At 69.7% G+C, this 22329-nt stretch carries 19 protein-coding genes; 1 reads left to right on the top strand and 18 read right to left on the bottom strand.

Annotated features, from left to right (window positions below):
* Positions 1-44 precede the first annotated feature (44 nt).
* The 6 genes from carB to pyrR all read right to left on the bottom strand — a co-directional run bounded on the left by carB (position 45) and on the right by pyrR (position 8024).
* Positions 45-3353, bottom strand: a complete 3309-nt coding sequence (gene carB / locus OG194_RS39015) for a carbamoyl-phosphate synthase large subunit (protein WP_327405436.1) — start codon at positions 3351-3353, stop codon at positions 45-47.
* The gene (carA, locus tag OG194_RS39010) at positions 3346-4488 is read right to left on the bottom strand and encodes a glutamine-hydrolyzing carbamoyl-phosphate synthase small subunit (RefSeq protein WP_327405435.1); all 1143 of its coding nucleotides are present in this window, start codon (positions 4486-4488) and stop codon (positions 3346-3348) included. Before carA ends, carB begins: the two co-directional genes overlap by 8 nt.
* Positions 4485-5078 (bottom strand): PH-like domain-containing protein, encoded by a 594-nt coding sequence (locus tag OG194_RS39005; RefSeq protein WP_327405434.1) that lies wholly within the window; start codon positions 5076-5078, stop codon positions 4485-4487. Before OG194_RS39005 ends, carA begins: the two co-directional genes overlap by 4 nt.
* Complete coding sequence (locus OG194_RS39000; protein ID WP_327405433.1) at positions 5075-6361, bottom strand: dihydroorotase; 1287 nt, start codon at positions 6359-6361, stop codon at positions 5075-5077. The genes OG194_RS39005 and OG194_RS39000 overlap by 4 nt, the downstream gene beginning before the upstream one ends.
* A gap of 5 nt (positions 6362-6366) precedes the next feature.
* Entirely contained in the window at positions 6367-7344 is a 978-nt protein-coding gene (locus tag OG194_RS38995) for an aspartate carbamoyltransferase catalytic subunit (RefSeq protein WP_327405432.1), read from the bottom strand.
* 116 nt (positions 7345-7460) lie between these two features.
* The gene (pyrR, locus tag OG194_RS38990; protein WP_019059742.1) at positions 7461-8024 is read right to left on the bottom strand and encodes a bifunctional pyr operon transcriptional regulator/uracil phosphoribosyltransferase PyrR; all 564 of its coding nucleotides are present in this window, start codon (positions 8022-8024) and stop codon (positions 7461-7463) included.
* A gap of 252 nt (positions 8025-8276) precedes the next feature.
* Here pyrR and bldD point away from each other — a divergent pair, with 252 nt between their 5' ends.
* Entirely contained in the window at positions 8277-8777 is a 501-nt protein-coding gene (bldD, locus tag OG194_RS38985) for a transcriptional regulator BldD (RefSeq protein ID WP_019059743.1), read from the top strand.
* Positions 8778-8978: 201 nt separating this feature from the next.
* On the opposite strand, the gene nusB is transcribed toward bldD, so the two are convergent.
* From nusB to OG194_RS38925, 12 genes are all read right to left on the bottom strand, one after another.
* Positions 8979-9413, bottom strand: coding sequence for a transcription antitermination factor NusB (gene nusB / locus OG194_RS38980; protein ID WP_019066395.1), 435 nt, complete (start codon positions 9411-9413; stop codon positions 8979-8981).
* 2 nt (positions 9414-9415) lie between these two features.
* Positions 9416-9982 (bottom strand): elongation factor P, encoded by a 567-nt coding sequence (gene efp, locus OG194_RS38975; protein ID WP_317882246.1) that lies wholly within the window; start codon positions 9980-9982, stop codon positions 9416-9418.
* 61 nt (positions 9983-10043) lie between these two features.
* Positions 10044-11150, bottom strand: a complete 1107-nt coding sequence (locus OG194_RS38970) for an aminopeptidase P family protein (protein WP_327405431.1) — start codon at positions 11148-11150, stop codon at positions 10044-10046.
* A gap of 141 nt (positions 11151-11291) precedes the next feature.
* Positions 11292-12128, bottom strand: a complete 837-nt coding sequence (locus tag OG194_RS38965; RefSeq protein ID WP_327405430.1) for a Pro-rich N-terminal domain-containing protein — start codon at positions 12126-12128, stop codon at positions 11292-11294.
* 165 nt (positions 12129-12293) lie between these two features.
* Positions 12294-13385: a 3-dehydroquinate synthase gene (gene aroB, locus OG194_RS38960; protein WP_327405429.1), complete on the bottom strand. Its 1092-nt coding sequence runs from the start codon at positions 13383-13385 to the stop codon at positions 12294-12296.
* Entirely contained in the window at positions 13382-13864 is a 483-nt protein-coding gene (locus OG194_RS38955; RefSeq protein ID WP_327407352.1) for a shikimate kinase, read from the bottom strand. Before OG194_RS38955 ends, aroB begins: the two co-directional genes overlap by 4 nt.
* A gap of 32 nt (positions 13865-13896) precedes the next feature.
* Positions 13897-15081 (bottom strand): chorismate synthase, encoded by a 1185-nt coding sequence (aroC, locus tag OG194_RS38950; protein ID WP_327405428.1) that lies wholly within the window; start codon positions 15079-15081, stop codon positions 13897-13899.
* A 1059-nt stretch (positions 15082-16140) separates the two neighbouring features.
* Complete coding sequence (locus OG194_RS38945; RefSeq protein ID WP_327405427.1) at positions 16141-16980, bottom strand: shikimate dehydrogenase; 840 nt, start codon at positions 16978-16980, stop codon at positions 16141-16143.
* Positions 16961-18691 carry an endolytic transglycosylase MltG gene (mltG, locus tag OG194_RS38940; protein WP_327405426.1) on the bottom strand — a complete coding sequence of 577 codons (1731 nt, stop codon included), beginning with the start codon at positions 18689-18691 and terminating at the stop codon, positions 16961-16963. Before mltG ends, OG194_RS38945 begins: the two co-directional genes overlap by 20 nt.
* A 122-nt stretch (positions 18692-18813) precedes the next feature.
* Positions 18814-19278 (bottom strand): Holliday junction resolvase RuvX, encoded by a 465-nt coding sequence (gene ruvX / locus OG194_RS38935; RefSeq protein WP_033282278.1) that lies wholly within the window; start codon positions 19276-19278, stop codon positions 18814-18816.
* A gap of 15 nt (positions 19279-19293) precedes the next feature.
* On the bottom strand, positions 19294-21966 hold the full coding sequence (gene alaS / locus OG194_RS38930) for an alanine--tRNA ligase (RefSeq protein WP_327405425.1): 2673 nt from the start codon (positions 21964-21966) through the stop codon (positions 19294-19296).
* Positions 21966-22325, bottom strand: coding sequence for a hypothetical protein (locus OG194_RS38925; RefSeq protein ID WP_019059756.1), 360 nt, complete (start codon positions 22323-22325; stop codon positions 21966-21968). Before OG194_RS38925 ends, alaS begins: the two co-directional genes overlap by 1 nt.
* Between the last annotated feature and the right edge of the window lie 4 nt (positions 22326-22329).

Below are 22329 nucleotides of genomic sequence, written 5' to 3'. Positions count from 1 at the left end.
TCATGAAGAGGGGGACACCGTTTCCGGTGTCCCCCTCAGGGCTGCTAGTCGCGGGCCGCGGTCAGGTGTTCGGCGTGTTCCTGGAGTGAACGCACTCCCACGTCCCCGTGGTTGAGGGCGTCGATGCCCTGGACGGCGGCGGCGAGCGCCTGGACCGTCGTGAGGCAGGGCACGGACCGCGCCACGGCCGCCGTACGGATCTCGTAGCCGTCGAGGCGGCCGCCGGTGCCGTAGGGCGTGTTGACGATGAGGTCGACCTCGCCGTCGTGGATGAGCTGGACGATGGTCTTCTCGCCGTTCGGGCCGACGCCCTCGGACTGCTTGCGGACGACCGTCGCGTTCAGGCCGTTGCGCCGCAGGACCTCGGCGGTGCCGGACGTGGCGAGCAACTCGAAGCCGTGGGCGACCAGTTCGCGCGCCGGGAAGATCATCGAGCGCTTGTCGCGGTTGGCGACCGAGATGAACGCGCGGCCCTTGGTGGGCAGCGGGCCGTAGGCGCCCGCCTGGGACTTGGCGTACGCCGTGCCGAAGACGGAGTCGATGCCCATGACCTCGCCGGTGGAGCGCATCTCCGGGCCCAGCACCGTGTCGACGCCGCGCCCGTGGATGTCGCGGAAACGCGACCACGGCATGACGGCCTCCTTGACGGAGATCGGCGCGTCCAGCGGGAGTTCGCCGCCGTCGCCGTGGGCCGGTAGCAGCCCCTCGGCGCGCAGTTCGGCGACGGTCGCGCCCAGCGAGATGCGGGCGGCGGCCTTCGCGAGCGGTACCGCGGTCGCCTTCGAGGTGAAGGGGACCGTACGGGACGCGCGCGGGTTGGCCTCCAGGACGTAGAGGATGTCGCCGGCCATCGCGAACTGGATGTTGATCAGTCCGCGGACGCCGACTCCCTTGGCGATGGCTTCGGTTGAGGCCCGCAGGCGCTTGATGTCGAAGCCGCCCAGGGTGATCGGCGGCAGGGCGCAGGCCGAGTCGCCGGAGTGGATGCCGGCCTCCTCGATGTGCTCCATGACGCCGCCGAGGTAGAGCTCGTGGCCGTCGTAGAGCGCGTCGACGTCGATCTCGATGGCGTCGTCCAGGAAGCGGTCGACCAGGACCGGCCGGGAGGGGCTGATCTCGGTGGACTCGGCGATGTACGACTCCAGGCGGGTCTCGTCGTAGACGATCTCCATGCCGCGGCCGCCGAGGACGTACGACGGGCGGACGAGGACCGGGTACCCGATCTCGTCGGCGATGGCCTTGGCGCCCACGAAGGTCGTCGCGGTGCCGTGCTTGGGGGCGGGGAGGCCCGCCTCCGCGAGGACCTGGCCGAAGGCGCCGCGGTCCTCGGCGGCGTGGATCGCCTCGGGCGGGGTGCCGACGATCGGGACGCCGTTGTCCTTGAGGGCCTGGGCGAGACCGAGCGGGGTCTGGCCGCCGAGCTGCACGATGACGCCCGCGACCGGACCGGCCAGGGACTCCGCGTGGACGATCTCCAGCACGTCTTCCAACGTGAGCGGCTCGAAGTACAGGCGGTCGGAGGTGTCGTAGTCCGTGGAGACGGTCTCGGGGTTGCAGTTGACCATCACGGTCTCGTAGCCCGCGTCGCTCAGCGCGAAGGAGGCATGGACGCAGGAGTAGTCGAACTCGATGCCCTGGCCGATGCGGTTGGGGCCCGACCCCAGGATGATGACCGCGGGCTTCTCGCGCGGGGCGACCTCGTTCTCCTCGTCGTAGGACGAGTAGAAGTACGGGGTCTTCGCGGCGAACTCGGCGGCGCAGGTGTCGACCGTCTTGTAGACCGGGCGGATGCCGAGCGCGTGCCGGACCTCGCGGACGACATCCTCGCGCAGCCCGCGGATCTCGCCGATCTGCTGGTCGGAGAAACCGTGCCGCTTGGCCTCGGCGAGCAGCTCCGGGTCCAGCTTGTCGGCGGCGGCCAGCTCGTCGGCGATCTCCTTGATGAGGAAGAGCTGGTCGACGAACCAGGGGTCGATCTTCGTGTACTCGAAGATCTCCTCCTGGGTGGCGCCCGCGCGGATGGCCTGCATGACGGTGTTGATCCGGCCGTCGGTGGGCCGTACGGCCTCCTCCAGGAGCTGGATCTTGTCGCCGGGCTCGCCGACGAAGGTGAACTGGCTGCCCTTCTTCTCCAGCGAGCGCAGCGCCTTCTGGAAGGCCTCGGTGAAGTTCCGGCCGATGGCCATGGCCTCGCCGACCGACTTCATGGTGGTCGTCAGGGTCGAGTCGGCGCTCGGGAACTTCTCGAAGGCGAAGCGCGGTGCCTTCACGACGACGTAGTCGAGGGTCGGCTCGAAAGAGGCCGGGGTCTCGCGCGTGATGTCGTTCGGGATCTCGTCGAGCGTGTAGCCGACGGCCAGCTTGGCGGCGATCTTGGCGATCGGGAAGCCGGTCGCCTTGGAGGCGAGGGCCGAGGAACGGGACACGCGCGGGTTCATCTCGATGACGATGACGCGGCCGTCGACCGGGTCGATCGCGAACTGGATGTTGCAGCCGCCGGTGTCGACGCCGACCTCGCGGATGATCGCGATGCCCACGTCACGCAGTACCTGGTACTCGCGGTCGGTCAGCGTCATCGCCGGGGCGACGGTGATCGAGTCGCCGGTGTGCACGCCCATGGGGTCGAAGTTCTCGATGGAGCAGACGACCACGACGTTGTCGTTCTTGTCGCGCATCAGCTCCAGCTCGTACTCCTTCCAGCCGAGGATGGACTCCTCCAGGAGGACCTCGGTGGTGGGAGACAGCGTGAGGCCCTGGCCGGCGATGCGGCGCAACTCCTCCTCGTCGTGCGCGAAACCGGAGCCGGCGCCGCCCATGGTGAACGAGGGGCGGACGACGACCGGGTAGCCGCCGAGGGTGTCGACGCCGGCGATCACGTCGTCCATGGAGTGGCAGATGACCGAGCGGGCGGACTCGCCGTAGCCGATCTTCTGGCGGACGGCCTCGACGACATCCTTGAAGAGGTTGCGGTCCTCACCCTTGTGGATGGCCTCGACGTTGGCGCCGATCAGCTCGACGCCGTACTTCTCCAGGGTGCCCGCCTCGTGCAGCGAGATGGCGGTGTTGAGCGCCGTCTGACCGCCCAGGGTGGGCAGGAGGGCGTCGGGGCGCTCCTTGGCGATGATCTTCTCGACGAAGTCCGGGGTGATCGGCTCGACGTAGGTGGCGTCGGCGATCTCCGGGTCGGTCATGATCGTCGCCGGGTTGGAGTTGACCAGGATGACGCGGAGGCCCTCGGCGCGCAGGATGCGGCAGGCCTGGGTGCCGGAGTAGTCGAACTCGGCGGCCTGGCCGATGACGATCGGGCCGGAGCCGATGACCAGGACGGACTGGATATCGGTGCGCTTAGGCACGCTGGCCCTCCATCAAAGACGTGAAGCGGTCGAACAGGTAGGCGGCGTCGTGCGGGCCGGCTGCCGCCTCGGGGTGGTACTGGACGCTGAACGCCGGCCGGTCGAGCAGTCGCAGCCCCTCGACGACCTGGTCGTTCAGGCAGACGTGTGAGACCTCGGCGCGGCCGTACGGCGTGTCGGAGACCTTGTCGAGGGGCGCGTCGACGGCGAAGCCGTGGTTGTGCGCGGTGACCTCGACCTTGCCGGTCGTACGGTCCTGCACGGGCTGGTTGATGCCCCGGTGGCCGTACTTCAGCTTGTACGTGCCGAAGCCGAGCGCGCGGCCGAGGATCTGGTTGCCGAAGCAGATGCCGAAGAGCGGGGTGCCGCGCTCCAGGACCGCCCGCATGACGGCGACCGGGTGGTCGGCGGTGGCGGGGTCGCCGGGTCCGTTGGAGAAGAAGACCCCGTCGGGCTGTACGGCGTAGACGTCCTCGACGGTCGCGGTGGCCGGGAGCACGTGCACCTCGATGCCGCGCTCGGCCATGCGGTGCGGGGTCATGCCCTTGATGCCGAGGTCGACGGCGGCGACGGTGAACTTCTTCTCACCGATCGCGGGGACGACGTACGTCTCCTTGGTGGCGACCTCGGCGGAGAGGTTCGCGCCCGTCATCTCGGGGGCCTGGCGCACCTCGGCGAGCATGGTGTCGTCGTCGGGCAACGTGGGCCCGGAGAAGATGCCGACGCGCATGGCGCCGCGCTCGCGCAGATGGCGGGTCAACGCGCGCGTGTCGATGCCGGAGATCCCGACGACGCCCTGGTTGCGCAGTTCCTCGTCCAGGGAGCGGCGGGAGCGCCAGTTGGACGGCACGCGCGCGGGGTCGCGCACCACGTAACCGGCGACCCAGATGCGGGCCGACTCGGAGTCCTCGTCGTTCACCCCGGTGTTGCCGATGTGCGGGGCGGTCATCACGACGACCTGGCGGTGGTACGACGGGTCGGTCAGGGTCTCCTGGTAGCCGGTCATGCCGGTGGAGAACACGGCCTCGCCGAAGGTCACCCCCACGGACCCGTAGGCGCGGCCGCGGAAGATCCGGCCGTCCTCCAGGACGAGTACGGCGGGAACCTTGGCGGCTCCCCTGGTGGAGGTCGTCATCGTGCGCCTTCCGTGTCGGTCGTTTCGAGACTCTTGTTGATCATGCTGTTCAGGGTGTCGACCCACTCCGTGTGCTCGGCCGCGTGGTCGGAGCGGAACCCGGAGTCGATCAGCCGGTCCCCGTGCGCCCACGTCACGACCAGCAGCCCGCCCTCGCTGAGGACCTTCCCGGCGATGCCCTTGCCGAGCAGTGCCTCGCGCAGCGCGCCGGCCGGGATGAAGAAGTCGGTGGCTCCCGGTCGTACGACATCCAGGCCGGCCTCAGTCAGCGTCAGCTCGACCCGGCTGCGGGTGCCCAGGCCGTGCGCCACGATGCGGTCGAGCCACTGGCCTGCGGTGGTGGAGCCGTGGTAGCGGCCACTCATCGACAACACAGCCAGTTTCGCCTCGCCCACCTCTTCCGGCGCGGTGGGCAGCTCCGGGACGTCACCCTGGAGCGTGCCGCGCCACTTCCAGCCCTCGCGCATCAGCCAGTAGACGAGCGCGATGAAGAGGGCGAGGCCGACGAGCCAGCCGATACGGGCGGCCCAGTCGGTCACCGGGGCGGACTTCTCCCCGGCCGCGAGGTGGGTCAGTTCCAGAGGTGTCACGTGAGCTTCCCGTCGACGAGCGTGGCCTTGCCCCGGAGCCAGGTGTGCGTCACACGGCCCGGCAGCTCACGCCCCTCGTACGGGGTGTTGCGACTGCGCGAAGCGAAGCCCGCGGGGTCCACCGACCCACGGTATTCCGTGTCGACGAGCGTGAGGTTGGCGGGCTCACCAGCCGAGACGGGACGGCCGTGCCCCACCGCCCGCCCGATCTCGGCGGGCTTGACGGACATGCGCTCGGCGACCCCGGTCCAGGTGAGGAGCCCCGTGTCCACCATGGTCTCCTGCACCACTGACAACGCGGTCTCCAGGCCGACCATCCCCATGGCGGCGGCGGCCCACTCGCAGTCCTTGTCCTCGTGCGGGTGCGGGGCGTGGTCGGTGGCGACGATGTCGATCGTGCCGTCGGCGAGCGCCTCGCGCAGGGCCAGCACATCGCGCTCGGTGCGCAGCGGCGGGTTGACCTTGAAGACGGGGTTGTAGGAGCGCACCAGCTCATCCGTGAGGAGGAGGTGGTGCGGGGTGACCTCGGCGGTGACGTCGATGCCCCGGGACTTGGCCCAGCGGACGATCTCGACGGACCCGGCGGTCGACAGGTGGCAGATGTGGACGCGGGAACCGACGTGCTCGGCGAGCAGGACATCCCGGGCGATGATCGATTCCTCGGCCACCGCGGGCCAGCCCCCGAGCCCGAGTTCGGCGGAGACGACACCCTCGTTCATCTGGGCGCCCTCGGTGAGGCGCGGCTCCTGCGCGTGCTGGGCGACGACTCCCCCGAAGGCCTTCACGTACTCCAGCGCCCGGCGCATGATCACCGCGTCGTCGACGCACTTGCCGTCGTCGGAGAAGACGGTGACCCCGGCGGCCGACTCGTGCATCGCGCCCAGCTCGGCGAGCTTCTTGCCCTCCAGGCCGACGGTGACGGCGCCGATGGGCTGCACATCGCAGTACCCGTGCTCCTGGCCGAGCCGGTAGACCTGCTCGACGACACCGGCGGTGTCGGCGACCGGGAAGGTGTTGGCCATGGCGAACACGGCCGTGTAGCCCCCGCTGGCGGCCGCGCGGGTGCCGGTCAGGACGGTCTCGGAGTCCTCGCGGCCGGGCTCGCGGAGGTGGGTGTGCAGGTCGACGAGGCCGGGCAGCAGCACCTTGCCGTCGGCCTCGACGACCTCGGCACCTTCGGCGGACAGTCCGCTGCCGACCTCGGCGATGGTGTCCCCGTCGATCAGCACGTCCTGCGGCTCGCCGCCGAGGACCTTCGCACCGCGGATCAGGATCTTGCTCATGTGACTTACTTCTCCTCGATACGGGCGTGGCTGACGGCGGGTTCGTTGCCGCCCAGAAGCAGATAGAGCACGGCCATCCGGATGGACACTCCGTTTGCGACCTGCTCGACGACGGTGCAGCGGTCCGAGTCGGCGACCTCGGCGGTGATCTCCATGCCCCGGACCATCGGCCCCGGGTGCATCACGATGGCGTGCTCGGGCATCTTCGCCATGCGGTGGCCGTCGAGACCGTAGCGCCGCGAGTACTCGCGCTCGGTCGGGAAGAAGGCCGCGTTCATCCGCTCGCGCTGGACGCGCAGCAGCATCACCGCGTCGGACTTGGAGAGCGTGCTGTCGAGGTCGTACGAGACCTCGCAGGGCCAGGCCTCGACGCCGACCGGCACCAGGGTGGGCGGGGCGACGAGGGTGACCTCGGCGCCGAGGGTGTGCAGCAGATCGACGTTCGAGCGGGCCACCCGGCTGTGCAGGATGTCGCCGACGAGCGTGATCCGCTTGCCGTCCAGGTCCTGCCCGAGCCCGGCGTCCCGGCCGACGAGCCGGCGCCGCATGGTGAACGCGTCCAGCAGGGCCTGCGTCGGGTGCTGGTGGGTGCCGTCACCGGCGTTGATGACGGCCGCGTCGATCCACCCGGAGGTGGCGAGCCGATACGGCGCTCCGGAGGCGCCGTGCCGGATGACGACCGCGTCGACGCCCATGGCCTCCAGGGTCTGCGCGGTGTCCTTCAGGGACTCGCCCTTGGAGACGCTCGACCCCTTGGCGGTGAAGTTGATGACGTCGGCGGAGAGGCGCTTCTCGGCGGCTTCGAAGGAGATACGCGTGCGCGTGGAGTCCTCGAAGAAGAGGTTGACGACGGTACGGCCGCGCAGGGTCGGCAGTTTCTTGATCGGCCGGTCGGCGACCCTGGCCATCTCCTCGGCGGTGTCGAGGATCAGGACGGCGTCGTCGCGGGTGAGGTCGGCGGCCGAGATGAGATGACGCTGCATCTGTCAGGCTCCGTAAGGCAGTTCAGGTCGGGATCCGGGGTCTGGGGGAGGTCCCCCAGAAGGCGCGGCCGGGCATGCGGGGGCGCGGCGTGCCACAGGGGCACGGCGTCCGGCCGCTAAGGGGTCTGCTTGACGCCGAGCAGCACGGTGTCGCGACCGTCCTCCTCGGCGAGCTGGACCTTGACCGTCTCCCGCAGCGACGTGGGGAGGTTCTTGCCGACGTAGTCGGCGCGGATGGGCAGTTCGCGGTGGCCTCTGTCGACCAGGACCGCGAGCTGCACCGCGCGCGGGCGCCCGATGTCGTTCAGGGCGTCGAGGGCGGCGCGGATGGTGCGGCCGGAGAAGAGCACGTCGTCGACGAGGACGACCAGGCGGCCGTCGATGCCGTCACCGGGGATGTCGGTGCGGGCCAGCGCGCGGGGCGGGTGCATGCGCAGGTCGTCGCGGTACATGGTGATGTCGAGGGAGCCGACCGGGATCTTGCGGTCGGTGATCTCTTCGAGCTTGACGGCGAGCCGCTGGGCGAGGAAGACGCCCCGGGTCGGGATGCCGAGGAGCACCACGTCGTCGGCGCCCTTGGCGCGCTCGACGATCTCGTGGGCGATGCGGGTCAGGACCCGCGCGATGTCGGGGGCTTCGAGAACCGGCCGGGCATCGGACTCGTACTGCTGGGTGTCCATAAGAAACGGACCTCCTTCTCCGCCTCACGGGACGGACCTTAAAGGACGTCGGATTTGCGCCATCCACGGTAGCAGGCCGGGGCGACACCCCTGATCACCCCTATGGAGTAATCGGACACCGGTACCACGGAAGAGCCGGTGCGGACCATTCGGCTTGACGCAGCAGCGTAACGCTGCGTAACCTCACAGTGAGTTACCAGCCGCGCGGCGCGGAAACACTGCAGCCGCGTCGACACAGTGTCCGGGAGCTATATGTCCAGCGAATACGCCAAACAGCTCGGGGCCAAGCTCCGGGCCATCCGCACCCAGCAGGGCCTTTCCCTCCACGGTGTCGAGGAGAAGTCACAGGGACGCTGGAAGGCGGTCGTGGTCGGGTCGTACGAGCGCGGCGACCGTGCCGTGACCGTGCAGCGTCTCGCCGAGTTGGCTGACTTCTACGGGGTTCCGGTGCAGGAGCTGCTGCCGGGCACCACGCCGGGCGGGGCCGCCGAGCCGCCGCCGAAGCTCGTGCTGGACCTGGAGCGGCTGGCCCACGTGCCCGCCGAGAAGGCCGGCCCGCTGCAGCGCTACGCGGCGACGATCCAGTCCCAGCGCGGCGACTACAACGGCAAGGTGCTCTCGATCCGCCAGGACGACCTGCGCACACTCGCCGTCATCTACGACCAGTCGCCCTCGGTCCTCACCGAGCAGCTCATCAGCTGGGGCGTACTGGACGCGGACGCGCGTCGCGCGGTCTCCCACGAGGAGAACTGAGCCGCTCCCGCCGAGCCGCTTCCCGTCTCAGCAGAAACGTGCCGCCGGGGTGGCCGGAACTTCACCGTTCCGGTCACCCCGGCGGCTTTCTGCGGGCCTCAGGAGCCTCACGCGTACGGGAACGCCCCCATGCCCACGGGAACGCCGGAGGGCCCGCAGCGGTCGTGCTGCGGGCCCTCCGGCGTTTCGCTCGCGTACTGCTTACGCCTCGTCGCGGCGCAGCGAGGGCTTCAGGTCCTTGAAACGGCCCAGCAGGCCGTTCACGAACGAGGGCGACTCGTCCGTGGAGAACTCCTTCGCCAGCTGCACCATCTCGTCGAGGACGACGGCGTCCGGGGTCTCGTCGGCCCAGATCAGCTCGTAGGCGCCGAGGCGCAGGATGTTGCGGTCCACCACGGGCATGCGGTCGAGCGTCCAGCCGACCGAGTACTGCGCGATCAGCTCGTCGATGCGGCGCGCGTGCTGCGCGTACCCCTCGACCAGCTCCATCGTGTACTCGCTGACCGGGGGCTGCCGGGTGTCGTCCCGGGAGAGCCGGATCCAGTCCGCGAGGACGGTCTGGACGCCGACACCGCGCTGGTCGCCCTCGAAGAGGATCTGGAAGGCGCGCTTGCGGGCCGTATTGCGGGCAGCCACGGTTAGCTGTTCACCCGGCCGAGGTAGTCGCTCGTGCGGGTGTCGACCTTAATCTTCTCACCGGTGGTGATGAAGAGAGGCACGTTGATCTGGTGGCCGGTCTCCAGGGTGGCGGGCTTGGTGCCGCCGGTGGAGCGGTCGCCCTGGACGCCGGGCTCGGTCTCCTGGATGACCAGCTCGACGGCGGCCGGCAGCTCGACGAAGAGCACCTCGCCCTCGTGCTGGGCGACCGAGGCGGTGAAGCCCTCGATCAGGAAGTTGGCGGCGTCGCCGACGGCCTTGCGGTCGACCATGAGCTGGTCGTAGGTCTCCATGTCCATGAAGACGAAGTACTCGCCGTCCATGTACGAGAACTGCATGTCGCGCTTGTCGACAGTGGCCGTCTCGACCTTGACGCCGGCGTTGAACGTCTTGTCGACGACCTTGCCGGAGAGCACGTTCTTGAGCTTGGTGCGCACGAAGGCAGGGCCCTTGCCGGGCTTGACGTGCTGGAACTCGACGACGGACCAGAGCTGGCCCCCGTCGAGCTTGAGCACCAGGCCGTTCTTGAGGTCGTTCGTGGAAGCCACGGTTGCGGAATCTCCTGGACTGACGTGGACGACCACGGGACCCGCGCACAGCTCGGAAAAGCTAGAGCGCGAGCAGCTCCTTGGTCGTGATGGTGAGTAGCTCGGGTCCGCCGTCCGCCTGAGGGCGTACGACGAGCGTGTCATCGATCCGGACACCGCCCCGGCCCGGGAGGTGAACCCCCGGTTCGACGGTGACCGGCACGCAAGCGTCCAGTTTACCCATGGCCGCGGGGGCCAGCTGCGGCTCCTCGTCGATTTCGAGTCCGACACCGTGACCGGTGAGGGCCGCGAGGCCTTCCGAGTACCCCGCGGAGTCCAGTACCTGGCGGGCCGCGCGGTCCACATCACGGTAGGCGGCGCCGGGGGTCAGGGACTCCCGTGCAGCGCGCTGGGCGGCGAAGACGAGGTCGTACAGCTCGATCTGCCAGTCGGCGGGAGAGGTCCCGATGACGAACGTACGGCCGATCTCACAGCGGTATCCGCGATACGTGGCGCCGAGGCAGACGGAAAGGAAATCTCCTTCCTCGACCCGGCGATCGGTCGGCCGGTGGCCGGGTCTGCCGGAGTGCGGACCGGTGGCGACGGAGGTGGCGAAGGCCGGGCCCTCCGCGCCGTGGTCGACGAGCCGTCGCTCCAGTTCGAGGGCGAGGTGGCGTTCGGTACGGCCGACGAGGATCGACTCCAGCAGCTCTCCGAGGGCCTGGTCGGCGATCTCGGCGGCGATTCTCAGACAGGAGATCTCCTCCTCGTCCTTGACGACCCGGAGTTGCTCGACCGCGCCGCCGATGTCGGTGAGGCGGAGTGTGGGGGCGATCGAGCGGAGGGCTCGGTGGCGAGTCACGGTGAGGTGATGCTCCTCCACGGCCATGGATTCGGCACCGTGCGCTGCCGCGAGGTCCGCGGCGGACACGGCGGGGTCGCCGTCGGGGCCGGGGAGTGTATGGACGCGCAGGGTTTCGTCGGGACGGCCCTCCGCGGGGCGCTCGTCCAGCGGGACCGTGCAGACCAGCAGGTCCTCGCGCTTGCCCAGGAGCAGAACGGTGCCCTGCGGGGCTGGACCGGCCAAGTAGCGCACGTTGGCTGGATTGGTGACCAGCGCGGATTGGCTGCCGCCGGCTTGGGCTCGGTCCCTGAGCCTTGCTCGGCGGGCTGCGTAGACCTCTGACATGAGATGAGCGTAGGAGGGGTGGCTGGATTGTGCTGGTTGGGAGAGTGCCGTTCGGGGGACGGAGCTTGCGTTTCGGCTGCGCGCCGGTGGGGGCTGGGCGCGCAGTTCCCCGCGCCCCTTGGGGAATGACCCTCCCCTTGGCTACCAGCTCGGGGGGCTTGCTATCGAGCGGGACAGGACGTCGTTCAGGACCTGGGCCGTCTGTTGGACGTCCATCTGGGAGTTGTCGATGATCGGGAGGCCCGAGCCGTACCAACCCGCCATGCGGCCGTGGATGCGGGCGACCTCTTCGTCGGTGAGGCGGCGGTTGCCGGCGCGTTTGGCGTTGCGTTCCAGGACGATTTCCAGGCCCGGCAACAGGACCACCGGGAGGAGGCCGGGGCCCACGTGGCGTTTCCAGCCGCCGAGGCCTACGACCGGGCGGTCGGGGAAGACCGCGTCGTCGAGGATGCAGGAGATGCCGTTGGCGAGGAAGTTGCGGGCGGAGAAGCCGCAGGTGCGGCGGGCCAGGCGGTACTGGGCCTCGGAGTGGTCGTTCCAGCCCGACTGCGGATCGGCGAAGCCCGAGCGGACCCACTCACGGACGTCGTCGAGGCTGATGTGGGCGGTGGGGACCCGGCGGTGGTCCGCCCAGTACTTGGCGACGCTCGTCTTGCCCGCGCCTGCGGGGCCGATGAGCAGCACCGCGAGGGTGGTGGAGGTCGGGTCGGGTGCTGCCGTGGCCGGTGGAGCGCTGGGCATGGGCACGGGGCCGCCCGGCGGGAGCTGGATGTGGCCGGTGGTGTCCGGGGTGCGGCTCGGCATCGTGTGCGGCACCGGCGGGGTGGGCGCGAAACCCGGGGCCGGTGGCGGGGGTGGCACGGGGGCCGGGCCCGGTTGGGGCGGTCCCGAGTGTTGTCCGGCCGGGGACCAACCGGTGGTCGGTCCCTGCCCCGGCTGGTGGGGCGGCGGCAGCGGTGACCCCACTGCATGCTGCATCCGGTGCCACTCCGTCTCGTACAAGGCAATTGGCGCTGGCAGCGGGCCCGAACCCCGCTCCGTACCGAACGGTACCTTCCCCGGCCGCCATTTGGTGAACGGCCGGGGAGCGGCCGAAGTGCCCATCCCCGTAAGGCAAATGGGAGGGAACGGGCGTCGCCGGACTTACTCGCCCACTTCGCCGTACGCGGCGAGCAGGACGGCCGGGTCGGGGCCCTCCAGGACGGTCGGCTTGGCGAGGCCGTCGAGGACGATGAAGCGCAGCAGGTCGCCGCGGGACTTCTTGTCGACCTTCATGTTCTCCAGCAGCTTGGGCCACTGGTCGTAGCGGTAGCTGAGGGGCAGGCCGACCGATTCGAGGACCGTGCGGTGCCGGTCCGCCGTCGCGTCGTCCAACCGGCCCGCGAGACGGCCGAGTTCGGCCGCGAAGTGCATGCCTACGGCCACTGCCGCGCCGTGGCGCCACTTGTAGCGCTCGTTCTTCTCGATGGCGTGCGCGAGGGTGTGGCCGTAGTTGAGGATCTCGCGCAGGCCCGACTCCTTGAGGTCGGCGGAGACGACCTCGGCCTTGACCTTGATGGAGCGTTCGATCAGCTCGGCGGTGTGCGGACCCGCCGGGGTGCGGGCGGACTCCGGATCGGACTCGATGAGTTCGAGGATCACCGGGTCGGCGATGAAGCCGGCCTTGATGATCTCGGCGAGCCCGGAGACGTAGTCGTTGACCGGGAGTGAGTCCAGCGCGGCGAGGTCGCAGAGCACGCCGGCCGGCGGGTGGAAGGAGCCGACCAGGTTCTTGCCCTCGGCGGTGTTGATGCCGGTCTTGCCGCCGACGGCCGCGTCGACCATGGCGAGCACGGTCGTCGGAACGGCGATCCAGCGGACCCCGCGCAGCCAGGTCGCGGCGACGAAGCCGGCCAGGTCGGTGGTGGAGCCGCCGCCGACGCCGACGATGACATCGGAGCGGGTGAAGCCGGACTGGCCCAGTGCCTTCCAGCAGTAGGCGGCGACCTCGGCGGTCTTGGCCTCCTCCGCGTTGGGCACCTGGATGGCGACGGCCTCGAAGCCCTGCCCGGCCAGGTCGGCGCGCAGCGCCTCACCCGTCTCGTCGAGCGCCTCGGGGTGGATGACGGCGACCCGCTTGGTCCTGTCGCCGACCAACCCGCCCAGTTCGCCCAGGAGTTGACGGCCCACCAGGACCTCGTACGGGTCGCTGCCCGCCGTGCCGCCGACCTGGATCCGCGTCACTGACTCGCTCATGCTTCCTTCAACTCCAGTGCGTCCAGGACGGCTTGGGTGACGTCCTCGGGGGTGCGGCCATCCGTGGGTACGACGGCCTGCGCGACCTCGGCGTACAAGTGCCGCCTGGCTTCCATCAGTTCGCGCCACTGCTTGCGCGGGTTGATCGTGAGCAGCGGGCGGGCCGCGTTGAGGCCGGTGCGCTTGACCGCCTCGTCCACGTCCATCGAGAGGTAGACGACCCGGTGTCCGGCGAGCTGCGCACGCGTGTCCTCGTCGAGGATCGAGCCGCCGCCGAGCGCGAGGACACCCTCGTGCCCGGCGAGTGCCTGGTGCACGGCGCGCTTCTCGATCGCGCGGAAGACGGGCTCGCCCTCGTCGACGAAGATCTCGGCGATGGTGCGGCCCTCGGCGGTCACGATGTCGTCGTCGGTGTCCCGGTAGGCGACGCCCAGCCGCTCCGCGAGCTGCTGCCCGACGGTGGACTTGCCGACACCCATGGGACCGACCAGGACGACGAGCGGGGTCGCGGTCACCGGATGACCAGGTTCTCAAGGTACGAGCGCACGTTACGGCGGGTCTCGGGCACCGAGTCGCCACCGAACTTCTCCGCGACAGCGTCCGCGAGGACGAGCGCGACCATTGCCTCGGCGACGATGCCGGCGGCCGGAACCGCGGACACGTCGGAGCGCTGGTGGTGGGCCTGCGTGGCCTCACCGGTGACCACGTCGACGGTCTGCAGGGCGCGCGGCACGGTCGCGATCGGCTTCATCGCGGCACGCACGCGCAGCAGTTCACCCGTGGACAGCCCGCCCTCGGTACCACCGGAGCGCCCGGAGACCCGCCGAATACCCTCATCAGTGTTCACGATCTCGTCGTGCGCCTGCGAACCGGGCACCCGGGCCAGTTCAAAACCGTCACCGATCTCGACACCCTTGATCGCCTGGATGCCCATGAGGGCACCGGCGAGACGGGCGTCCAGCTTGCGGTCCCAGTGCACATGCGAACCGAGCCCGACGGGAACGCCGTAGGCAAGGATCTCGACGACCCCACCGAGCGTGTCGCCGTCCTTGTGGGCCTGGTCGATCTCGGCGACCATCGCCTTTGAAGCGTCGGCGTCGAGGCAGCGCACGGGGTCGGCGTCCAGCTTCTCGACATCGGCGGGCGTGGGCAGGACACCCTGCGGGGCCTTGGCGGAGGCCAGCTCGACGACGTGCGAGACGATCTCGATCCCGGCCGTCTCCTTGATGTACGAGCGGGCGACGGCGCCCAGCGCGACACGGGCCGCGGTCTCCCGCGCGGAGGCACGCTCCAGGATCGGCCGGGCCTCGTCGAAGCCGTACTTCTGCATACCGGCGAGGTCGGCGTGGCCGGGGCGCGGCCGGGTAAGCGGCGCATTGCGGGCGAGCCCCGCCAGAATCTCGGGGTCGACCGGGTCGGCCGCCATGACCTGCTCCCACTTGGGCCACTCGGTGTTGCCCACCATGATGGCGACCGGCGAACCGAGGGTCAGACCGTGCCGCACACCGCCGAGGAAGGTGACCTCGTCGCGCTCGAACTTCATGCGCGCGCCGCGTCCATAACCGAGCCGGCGCCGGGCCAGGTGGTCCGCCACCATGTCCGTGGTGATCGGCACACCGGCGGGAAGACCCTCCAGCGTCGCCACGAGTGCGGGACCGTGGGACTCCCCCGCGGTCAGCCAGCGCAACCTGCTCAACGGTGCTCCTCATGCTCGCGCCCTGGTACTGCTGCGTACGCGCGTCCTCGCATACGCCAACGGCGCGACCGGGTGCGCGGCCCTGGCCCGCCGCCCCCGATCCTCCCACGTCCGGGGCACAGACCTGGCCGACGGTCCAGGGGGCGGACGGGGGTGGTGGTGGGGGCGGCGGGCCAGGTGTGCCCTCACCCCGCTGTTCCAGGCCAGGGTCAGGAGTCGGCCGCCGCGGCGCTCGGCCGCCTTGCGGGGGCCGGGCGAGCGGTCGAGCGGCGGCTTCTTGGGGAGCCTTGCCAGGGCGGGGGCAGGAGGCGGCCGCCGCTCGCCTGCGCGCCCTACCCGGGTCGGGGTCGGCTGTCCGCCTGAGCCTGTTCGACAGCCCTACCGGGTCGAGGTCCAGAGACGGCTGACACTCACTCGCCTGCCCTGCCGGGCCAGGATGAGCGGACGTGCAGCGGCTCCTTGAGGGGCCATGCCAGGGCGGGGGCAGGAGGCGGCCGCCGCTCGCCTGCGCGCCCTACCCGGGTCGGGGTCGGCTGTCCGCCTGCACCTGCTCGGCAGCCCTACCGGGTCGAGATCCAGAGACGGCTGACACTCACTCGCCTGCCCTGCCGGGCCCGGGTCGGCGGTCTGTCGGCGTTTTCTCCACAACCCTGCCGGGCGAGGCCATGAGTCGGCCGAAGTGTCTGCATCCGACCAACTGACTCCGGGGCCACGGTCAACCAGCGCGTTCTCAGCAGCCCCGCCAGGCCAAGGCCAAGAGCTGGCCAGCGCACACCTCACCGCCCTACCAGGACGGGTCCAACAGGCGAACGGCGGACTCTCACCCTCGTCGCGGACTCAGGGCCGACGGCCGGTCAGCCCCCTGTCGCCCACCCACCAGGCCCGCGACAACAGCCCACCGACACCTACTCCCCCGCACTGCCAGGTCAGGGCCAGTAGCCGCCCAACGCTCTCCGCGTAAGCACCCGGCCAACCCCGTCCAGCCCGCCCTGCCCGCGTCGCCCCAGGGTCAGCAAGCAGCCGGCCGCACCACTCACCCCGCCCCCACCCAAACCCACCTCACCGCCCCGCCAACGCCCTCTCCCCCGCCCTCCGCATCGCGTCCACCGGCGCCGGCCGGCACCCCGTCATCTGTTCCACCTGAAGTACCGCCTGGTGCACCAGCAGATCGAGCCCGCTCACAACCGCGCCGCCGTAGCCGGACCAGCGGGCCGCGAGGTCCGTGGGCCAGGGGTCGTAGAGGACGTCGAAGAGGGTGGCGGGGCGTTCCGGCACCGCGGAGGAGAGCGCGTCTGTCGTGCCGGCCGGGGTGGTGGCGAAGACCAGGGGGGCGCGCAGGCCTTCCGCCGCGTCGGACCAGTCGGCTGTGCGTACCTCTACGTCCAGCCGCTTCCCCCACTGCCGCATCTCCGCCGCGCGCGCCTCGCTGCGGACGTATGCGACGACCTCGCCCGTGCAGACGCGGGCGAGGGCGGCGAGGGCGGAGGAGGCGGTGGCGCCGGCGCCGAGGATCGCGGCGGAGTCGACCTGTTCGATGCCGTGTTCGCGCAGGGCGGCGACCATGCCTGGGATGTCGGTGTTGTCGCCCAGGCGTCGGCCGTCCTCCGTGACGACGACCGTGTTCACCGCGTCCACCGACGCCGCCGTCTCGCTGATCTCGTCGAGCAGCGGTATCACCGCCCGCTTGAGCGGCATGGTCAGCGACAGGCCCGCCCACTCCGGGCCGAGCTCCTTGAAGAACCCCGGCAGGGCCGCCTCGTCCACGTCGAAGCGGTCGTAGGACCAGCCGTCCAGCCCCAGCTCCCCGTATGCCGCGCGATGCAGCACCGGGGAGAGGGAGTGGGCGATGGGAGAACCGAGCACGGCGGCGCGGCGGGCGTCAGTTGCCCGAACTGGCATTGAACTTTTCCTTGAGTGCCTGGAATTCGGCGTACGTCTTGGCGAATTCGGTCTTGTTCTCGCCGTCGGTCGCCACGAAGTAGATCCAGCCGTCGTGGGTCGGATTCAGCGCGGCGGCGAGTGCCTCGTCACCGGGGTTGTCGATCGGACCGGGCGGCAGGCCCTTTTGGGTGTAGGTGTTGTACGGGTCCTTGTTGCTGTTGATCTCGGACTCGCTGATGCGGATGTTACTCTGACCCTTCAGGTAATTGAAGGTCGAGTCGAATTGCAGGTAACGGTTCGTCTCGGTGTTCGTGGTCTTGAGACGGTTGTAGACGACTTCGGCCATCTTGCGGAAGTCCTCGTGCGTCTTGCCCTCGGCCTGGACGAGGCTCGCGACCGTGATGACCTGCAACGGGTCGTCCAGATTGAGCGCTTTCGCCTTCCCTTCGAGGTCGATCGCGCCGTATTTGTCGCTGGCCTGGGCGACCATCTGCTTGAGGACCGCTTCGGGTTTCATACCCTTTGCGGCGCCGTACGTGCCGGGGTAGAGGAAGCCCTCCAGCGGGTCCTTGATGTCCTTGTTGTTGTTCGCCCAGCTGGGGAGTCCGAGCGACTTGTAATCCTTCTTGGCGACGGCCTTGGTGGTGCCTTCGGAAAGCCCGAGTTTCTTGTCGATCGCCGCGTAGACCTTGGCGTTTCGCACACCCGGGGCGACGATCAGGTTGTCCTGGCTCTTGGGGTCGAGCATCAGCTTGACAGCGCTCGCGGCGGACATTTCCTTCTTCAGCAGAAAGACGCCGGCCTGGATCTTCTTCCCGTCGGGATTCTGCGACTGGGCGGCGACGAACGCGTCGACGCTCTTCACGACGCCCTGTTTCTTCAGCTCCTGGCCGATGGTGTAGCCACCCGCCCCCTTGGGGATGGTGACGCTCACCGATCCGGTGCCGTCGCCCGCGTAGTCGGGCGCCGTGCCGAAACGATCCTGGTAGAACTGGTAGCCGAAGTAGCTGACCGTGGCCAGGCCGCCGCCGAACACCATGACGACCGCGAGGCAGGCGCAGCCGTTGCGGCGCTTTCTCTCCTTGCCGCCTTTGTCCTTGCCTTTGCCTTTGCCGCCCTTGCCCCGCCGGCGCCCGTCCGGCTCGTCGTCGGCCTCGTCGTCATCGTCACCGCCGCCGCCCGCGAAGAACGCGTGTTCGCCCTGATCGGGGCCCGGGTCCCAGTCGGTCTGCTCCGGTTCCGGCTCGGTGCGTCGCCTGCTCGGCGGCTCCGGCGGCGGGAACGCGTCGGGCGTGCCGTAGAAATCGGGCTGCTGTTCGCCATAGGCGGCGGCCTGTTGCCCGTACGGGTCGACGGGGTCCGCGGCGTACGGGACATGCCCGGGCGCACCGGTGCCGTCCCAGCCGCCCTGCTGATATTGCTGCTGCTGACCGACGTACTGCTGTTGGCCCTGATCGGCGTACTGCTGCTGGTCGGGGTAGTACGGGTTGCCCTGTTCGTCGTAGACCGGGTACTGCTGCTGCGCCTGACCGTAATCGGCCTGCTGGCCATGGCCCCAGTCGCCGTACTGCTGCGGCTGCTGCGGCTGTTCCGGATAGTGCTGCGGCTGGCCGCCGTAGGAGGACTGCTGCCCCGACTGGGCCTGCTGTCCTTCCCATCCGACGTCCCCGAACAACGGGTCCTCCGGATGCCACGGTTCGGAGCCTGGGCCCCGGCCATACTCAGTCATCGATCCCCTAGAGCCGCGAGGCGGCGGTCGCGGCGCTTGCGGCTCCGGCTCCCGTCCCGCCTCTTGCTGTGCCATGGCTGTTCGAACACCATCGCATCGCGCGGAACGTTACCGTATCGCGATCAGATGACCACTTCGACGCCCTCGCCGGGTGGTTTACCTGACACCCGTTCGGATTCCAGCGCCTGCTGGAGGATGATGACCGCGGCCGCCTGGTCGATGACCGACCGGCCCTTCTTGGACTTCACCCCTGAGGCGCGCAGTCCCTGACTGGCCGTCACCGTGGTCATCCGTTCGTCCAACAGTCTGACCGGTACCGGAGCGATGCCCTTCGCGAGTTCCTGGGCGAAGGCCCGGACCTTCACCGCGGCCGGTCCCTCGCCGCCCTTGAGGGAGCGCGGGAGACCGACGACGACTTCGATCGGTTCGTACTCCTCGGCGAGTTGCTTCAGCCGGCGGTGCGCCGCCGGGATGTCGCGGCCGGGGACCGTCTCGACGGGAGTGGCGAGGATCCCGTCGGGGTCGCACGAGGCGACCCCGATCCGGGCGTCCCCGACGTCGATCGCGAGTCGACGTCCTCTTCGCATGTTCGCGGCCGTTTCTTACTTGGCCGTGTCGGCGACGAGGCGTTCGACGGCGTCCACGGCCTCGCCGACGGCGGCCGGGTTCTGGCCGCCGCCCTGGGCCACGTCCGGCTTGCCGCCACCGCCGCCGCCGAGGGTCTTGGCGGCCGCGCGGACCAGGTCGCCGGCCTTGAGACCGCGCTCGCGGGCGGCTTCGTTGGTGGCGATGACCGTCAGCGGCTTGCCGTTGTTGACCGTGAAGAGGGCTACTACGGCAGCGCGTCCACCCTGGATGCGGCCGCGCACGTCGAGGACCAGCTTGCGCAGGTCGTCGGCGCTCGTGCCGTCCGGCACCTGGCCGGTGACCAGCGCGACACCGTGCACGTCCTTGGCGGACTCGACGAGACCGCCCGCGGCTTGCAGCACCTTCTCGGCGCGGAACTTCTCGATCTCCTTCTCGGCGTCCTTCAGCTTGCCGAGCATGGCGGAGACCTTCTCCGGAAGCTCCTCCGGGCGCCCCTTGATCAGCTCCTGGAGCTGGGCGACGACCGTGTGCTCACGGGCGAGGAAGTTGTAGGCGTCGACACCGACGAGCGCTTCGATACGGCGGACCCCGGAGCCGATCGACGACTCGCCGAGCAGCTTCACCAGGCCGAGCTGCGAGGTGTTGTGGACGTGGGTGCCGCCACACAGCTCCTTGGAGAAGTCGCCGATGGTCACGACGCGGACCCGCTCGCCGTACTTCTCGCCGAACTCGGCGATGGCGCCCTGCTTCTTGGCCTCGTCGAGGCTGAGGATCTCGGCGTGCACGTCCAGGTCGCGGGCGAGCACCTCGTTGATCTTCTGCTCGACGTCGGTCATCACGGCCGTGGGAACCGCGGACGGCGATCCGAAGTCGAAGCGGAAACGGCCCGGCTGGTTCTCGGAACCGGCCTGCGCGGCCGTCGGACCCAGCGCGTCACGCAGCGCCTGGTGGGTGAGGTGGGTGGCCGAGTGGGCGCGGGCGATGGCGGTACGGCGGCGGATGTCGATCGCGGCCTCGGCCTTGGCGCCGACGGTGACCTCGCCGTACTGGACGACGCCCTTGTGGACGTAGACCCCGGGCACCGGCTTCTGGCAGTCGCGGATCTCGATCACGGCACCGGACTCGACCTTGATGCGGCCGGTGTCGCCGATCTGGCCGCCGCCCTCGGCGTAGAAGGGGGTGCGGTCGAGGACGATCTCGACCTCGTCGCCCTCGGTCGCGGCCGGGGAGGAGACGCCGTCGACGAGGATGCCGACGATGGTGGACTCGCCCTGGGTGTCCGAGTAGCCGATGAAGTCGGTCTCGCCGGCCTTGTCGGCGATCTCGCGGTAGGCACCGACGCCCGCGTGGCCGGTCTTCTTGGCCTGCGCGTCGGCCTTGGCCTGGTCGCGCTGCTGCTTCATCAGGCGCCGGAAGCCGTCCTCGTCCACGGAAAGGCCCTGTTCGGCGGCCATTTCGAGGGTGAGGTCGATCGGGAAGCCCCAGGTGTCGTGGAGCAGGAACGCCTTGTCGCCGGCGAGGACCTTGCCGCCCGACTGCTTGGTGTCGGCGATGGCCGTGTCGAGGATGTTGGTGCCGGCCTTCAGCGTCTTGACGAAGGCGGCCTCCTCGGCGAGGGCCACGGTCTCGATGCGCTGGCGGTCGGTGACGAGCTCGGGGTACTGCCGGCCCATCATCGCGATGACCGTGTCGATGAGGTCCTTGACGACCAGACCCGTGGCACCGAGCAGCCGCATGTTGCGGATGGCGCGGCGCATGATGCGGCGCAGGACGTAACCGCGGCCCTCGTTGCCGGGACTCACGCCGTCGCCGATGAGCATCACGGAGGTGCGCATGTGGTCGGTGACCACGCGCAGGGAGACGTCGGACTCGTGCGAGTCGCCGTACTCGACGCCGGTCAGCTCGGTGGCCTTCTTGATGACGGCCATGGAGGTGTCGATCTCGTACATGTTCTGCACGCCCTGCAGGATCATCGCGAGGCGCTCCAGGCCGAGGCCCGTGTCGATGTTCTTGCTGGGCAGCTCGCCGAGGATCTCGAAGTCCTCCTTGCCGATGCCCTCGCCGCGCTCGTACTGCATGAAGACGAGGTTCCAGATCTCCACGTACCGCTCGTCGTTGACGGCCGGGCCGCCCTCGACGCCGAACTCGGGGCCGCGGTCGTAGTTGATCTCGGAGCACGGGCCGCAGGGTCCGGGGACACCCATCGACCAGTAGTTGTCCTTCTTGCCCAGGCGCTGGATGCGCTCGGCCGGGACGCCGATCTTCTCGCGCCAGATGGTCTCGGCCTCGTCGTCGTCAAGATAGACCGTGATCCACAGGCGCTCGGGGTCGAGGCCGTAACCACCCTTGTCCTGGGGCGAGGTGAGCAGCTCCCAGGCGTAGGTGATGGCGCCTTCCTTGAAGTAGTCGCCGAAGGAGAAGTTGCCGCACATCTGGAAGAAGGTGCCGTGCCTGGTGGTCTTGCCGACCTCTTCGATGTCGGGCGTGCGCACGCACTTCTGCACGCTGGTGGCGCGCGGCCACGGCGGCTTGACCTCGCCGAGGAAGTACGGCTTGAAGGGGACCATGCCGGCGGGGACCAGGAGCAGAGTCGGGTCGTCCGCGATGAGCGACGCCGAGGGGACGACGGTGTGGCCGCGCTCCTCGTAGAAGCTCAGCCAGCGGCGGCGGATTTCAGCCGACTCCATCAGTGGTCCTCATTCCGGTTGTACGAGTACGTCGTCCTGTCGTTTCTTTCGACGGACATGGGGGTGTTGCGGTTCTCGATGGCGATGTGCTGCCGGGGCGCCGGGAGTTCGGGGTCGACCGGGGCGTTGATCCCCAGCGCGTCGCCGAGTTCGGCCTCGCGCTGGGCCATGCCCGCGCGGACGTCGAGCGCGAAGTGCACCGCGCTGTCCTTGAGCTTGTGGCCCGCTTCGAGCGCCTTGTTGGCCGCGGCGACGGCGAGGTGCTCGGGGGTCAGCTGCTTCAGCTTGCGATTGACCTTGGTGGTCGCCCAGACACCGGCGGCCACGCCCGTGCCGAACCAGAACGTACGGCGGAACATCGCT

This window comes from Streptomyces sp. NBC_01288, assembly GCF_035982055.1.
Lineage (GTDB): Bacteria > Actinomycetota > Actinomycetes > Streptomycetales > Streptomycetaceae > Streptomyces.
This window is presented reverse-complemented; position numbering and strand designations above follow the sequence as displayed.